Here is a 3,489-nt window from a genome sequence, read left to right as displayed (position 1 = left end):
ACATCGTGTTGGCCCGAGACCCTGGAGCGAGCAACGCGAGTGAAGCGGCTCATCGGACGCCCCCAGGAAAGCGCCCAGTCGGAACGGAAATCAACCCCTCGCTTTGCCGAAAAGCAATACTTTATTATAAAACACATTAATTAACCCAATAGTTTTTTAAAAACAAGAAGAACCAACTTCATATAGAAGTTGGCTCTTCCTTATGTCGAGGATACTTATTTACCACATGTAATGCATGAATAATCTCTTTATTGATTCGTTCGATATTTTCAGGAGTATTCATCATTTTAAATGCTTCATCTCGGGATTCCATAGATGTAACATACTTGCTAGGCAATGCATTCAGTGTAAGTGCCACTGCGTCAAGTTCACAGATTTCACATTTACAAAATGTTTGATATTCCGGTCCTCGTAGTAGAAAACTTACTAAACCACGCACAATTTCCTCTGTAACATTTACTAAAATAGGATCTGACATATTCAAACCTTCGCCTCATTTATATTTAATTGTTACATTATTCCTGAAACCATAATAGCGTTAACAAAGTCTTTTTTCAAGAATCGCTAGTAACATCTATATCATTAATATCACTAGCTCCTCAGAATGACTTTTTTTCTACACTCTTCCACCGGATTATATCCTTTTTACCATTTCTCGGACTTAATTAATCGTAATGAGTTCAACACAACTAGTAATGTAGCACCCATGTCTGCAAAGATGGCAATCCATAATGTTAGCCAGCCTGGGATAACAAGTAACAGGGCAATTAATTTTAGGGCTAGGGCAAATATAATGTTCTCTTTAATGATACGTAATGTTTTTCTACTTAAGCCAATTGTATACGGCAGCTTCGTTAAATCGTCGCTCATTAATGCGATATCCGCAGTTTCCAGTGCTGCATCCGTGCCAGCGCCTCCCATTGCAATACCAACATCGGCTGCGGCAAGTGCAGGTGCATCATTGACACCATCTCCTACCATCGCCACTGCACCAAACTGTGCACGTAAATCTTTAATGGCCATTAATTTTTCTGCTGGTAATAAACTTGCTCTTACATCTGTCATATTTAAAGAAGTTGCAATTGCCTGTGCTGTTGGTTCTGCATCACCTGTTAGCATAACTTTATGCTTCACTTTTAAACCATTTAATTTATTTAAAACATCTTTACTTTCTTGACGTAATTGATCAGCAATACCAATCATCCCAATAAACCGATCATTACTAACAGCTGCTACAACTGTTTTTCCCTGTTGTTGAAGTTTATGAACCTGTTCTTTTATCATTTCATCAACAGTCGTTAATGTAGCTATCCATTTTAAGCTTCCTACATAGATTGTTTGATCGTCAACCGTTGCATAGGCACCCTTGCCTGTTACGGATTGAAAGTCTGTTGGTATAAACTCTGTCAATTTTTTTTCATGCAAAGCCTGCAAAATAGCTTTAGCTAATGGATGCTGTGATTGTTTTTCAACAGCCGCTACTAGCTGTAAAACATAATCCTCAGACATCTCCTGCAATGTTAAAATATCCGTTACAGCAGGTTGACCTTTTGTAAGTGTACCTGTTTTATCAAATGCTATTGCTTCAATATGACCAAGCTGCTCTAAATGAATACCGCCTTTAATAAGAACACCTTGTCTAGCAGCGTTCCCAATTGCCGTAACAATAGCAACTGGTGTAGATACAACTAATGCACATGGACAACCTACAACAAGGACCGCCAATCCTTGGTAAATCCAATGTTGCCAATCACCTATAAATAAAGGTGGTAGAACCGCTACAAGTAAAGCAATAAGCATAATTGCAGGCGTGTAGTATTTCGCAAAGCGATCAACGAACTGCTGTGAAGGTGCTTTTTCTGCCTGTGCTTCTTCAACAAGATGAATGATTTTTGCAATTGTTGTGTCCTCTACTCGCTTTGTCACACGAACCTCTAAGGCCCCTTCTTCATTCAGAGTTCCTGCAAATACTTCGTCATCGATTGTTTTACTGACCGGAATAGATTCACCTGTAATCGCTGCCTGATTCACTGCTGACAGTCCACTAACGACAATTCCGTCCATAGCAATTTTCTGACCAGGTTTAACGATTAAAATGTCACCAATTTCAATCTCCTCAGTTGGAAGCTCCATCTCATGGAAATGCTCGCCATGTGCACGTTTTATCGTCGCTGTTGGAGGAGCTATATCCATGAGCTGACGAATCGATTGGCGCGCTTTATCCATTGAATACGCCTCAAGCGCTTCACTTACTGCGAATAAAAAGACAACAACAGCCGCTTCTTCCCATTCCCCAATAATAGCTGCACCTATTACTGCAATAGTCATCAGCGTCTTCATATCAAATTCAAAGCGTGCTAGATTGCGGAAGCCTGTTTTAAAAATTCCAATTCCCCCAACTAGAATTGCGATTATAAACATCCCAATAGTTAGTGAATCCGTTTCACCACGCATTGTTCCAAACATATATCCAAGCACTACGAATAACAAAGAGATTCCAGCTAATATATTTTCTGTTTTTCGATAAAAAGGTGTTGATTTTTCAATTGTTCTTGCCTTTGATTGGGATACTTTTATGCCGTCAAAGGCACCTGCTTCTTCAAGTTGATCAACGTTAATATCACCAATAACTGTTATTTTAGAAGCACCAAAATTCACTTGTGCATCCTGAACCTCTGGAATAGCCTTCACGTTTTTTTCAAATTTTGCTGCACAGCTGGCACAGGATAAGTTTTGCAACCTATATTCTTGTTTAGTTGGTGTTACTGCCATTTGCAATCCCCTCTTTCACATGTTCGTAAGCAATCGTTACAATTTGATACACATGCTCATCAGCTAAAGAGTAATACATTTGCTTTCCTTTTCGATATGACTTCGCTAAATTATTATCTTTTAAATATCGTAAATGATGCGATGCTGTTGCTACTGACGAACCGATAATGGAGGCAACATCGCAAACACATAATTCATCTTCGACCGTTAAGGCATACGCAATTTTAAGTCTTGTTTCATCAGATAATGCTTTTAAAAATTTAGCTACTCCTGATAGATCTGGCATTTGCTGTTGTACTTTAATGACCGCTTCTTCATGGACACATGTTATTTCACATACTTCTTTTGGCATTCCCTCACCTCATTCAAATGTTTGTTTGATTGTTTTCACCATAACATAATATTCCATCATATTCAAACGAATATTTGAATGTAAATGATTTATATCACAAATTTAAAAATACATTTATTTAAATCGCTAACTTATAAATATAAAAGTAAAAAAGCCATCACTTCAATGTGATAGCTTTGCATGTTGTTGTGTTAATGAAATTATGGTGACATATTAAACAAAGTTGAGATTAATAAGGCATGCTAAGAGGTTGATTGGAGTGGAGACTGAGCGACTCCTTGGGGATCAGCGATAGGGGAACGAAGGCTAAAACCATCACATCCTGTGATAACGCCTTCGTGACCAACATCGTGTTGGCCCGAGAC

3 protein-coding genes are annotated in these 3,489 nt (G+C 38.5%); all 3 read right to left on the bottom strand.

All coding sequences use genetic code 11. From position 1 onward, the window contains the following. Positions 1-178 precede the first annotated feature (178 nt). A complete protein-coding gene (locus ACQKN2_RS25125; protein ID WP_427417346.1) occupies positions 179-478 on the bottom strand; it encodes a late competence development ComFB family protein in 300 nt (99 codons plus the stop codon). A gap of 167 nt (positions 479-645) precedes the next feature. Then, positions 646-2,772 (bottom strand): heavy metal translocating P-type ATPase, encoded by a 2,127-nt coding sequence (locus ACQKN2_RS25120; protein WP_427417345.1) that lies wholly within the window; start codon positions 2,770-2,772, stop codon positions 646-648. After that, positions 2,753-3,124: an ArsR/SmtB family transcription factor gene (locus ACQKN2_RS25115; RefSeq protein ID WP_427417344.1), complete on the bottom strand. Its 372-nt coding sequence runs from the start codon at positions 3,122-3,124 to the stop codon at positions 2,753-2,755. The genes ACQKN2_RS25120 and ACQKN2_RS25115 overlap by 20 nt, the downstream gene beginning before the upstream one ends. Positions 3,125-3,489: the final 365 nt, after the last annotated feature.

The sequence above is a fragment of the Lysinibacillus sp. NPDC093688 genome (genome assembly GCF_050280145.1).
GTDB lineage: Bacteria > Bacillota > Bacilli > Bacillales_A > Planococcaceae > Lysinibacillus > Lysinibacillus xylanilyticus_B.
The sequence above is the reverse complement of the archived record's forward strand: the minus strand, read 5'-3'. Positions and strand labels throughout refer to the sequence as shown.

What these genes read in the sequence shown, in the direction of transcription:
- ACQKN2_RS25125 (WP_427417346.1), bottom strand. Translation starts at nt 478, where the DNA reads ATGTCAGATCCTATTTTAGTAAATGTTACAGAGGAAATTGTGCGTGGT.
- ACQKN2_RS25120 (WP_427417345.1), bottom strand. Translation starts at nt 2,772, where the DNA reads ATGGCAGTAACACCAACTAAACAAGAATATAGGTTGCAAAACTTATCC.
- ACQKN2_RS25115 (WP_427417344.1), bottom strand. Translation starts at nt 3,124, where the DNA reads ATGCCAAAAGAAGTATGTGAAATAACATGTGTCCATGAAGAAGCGGTC.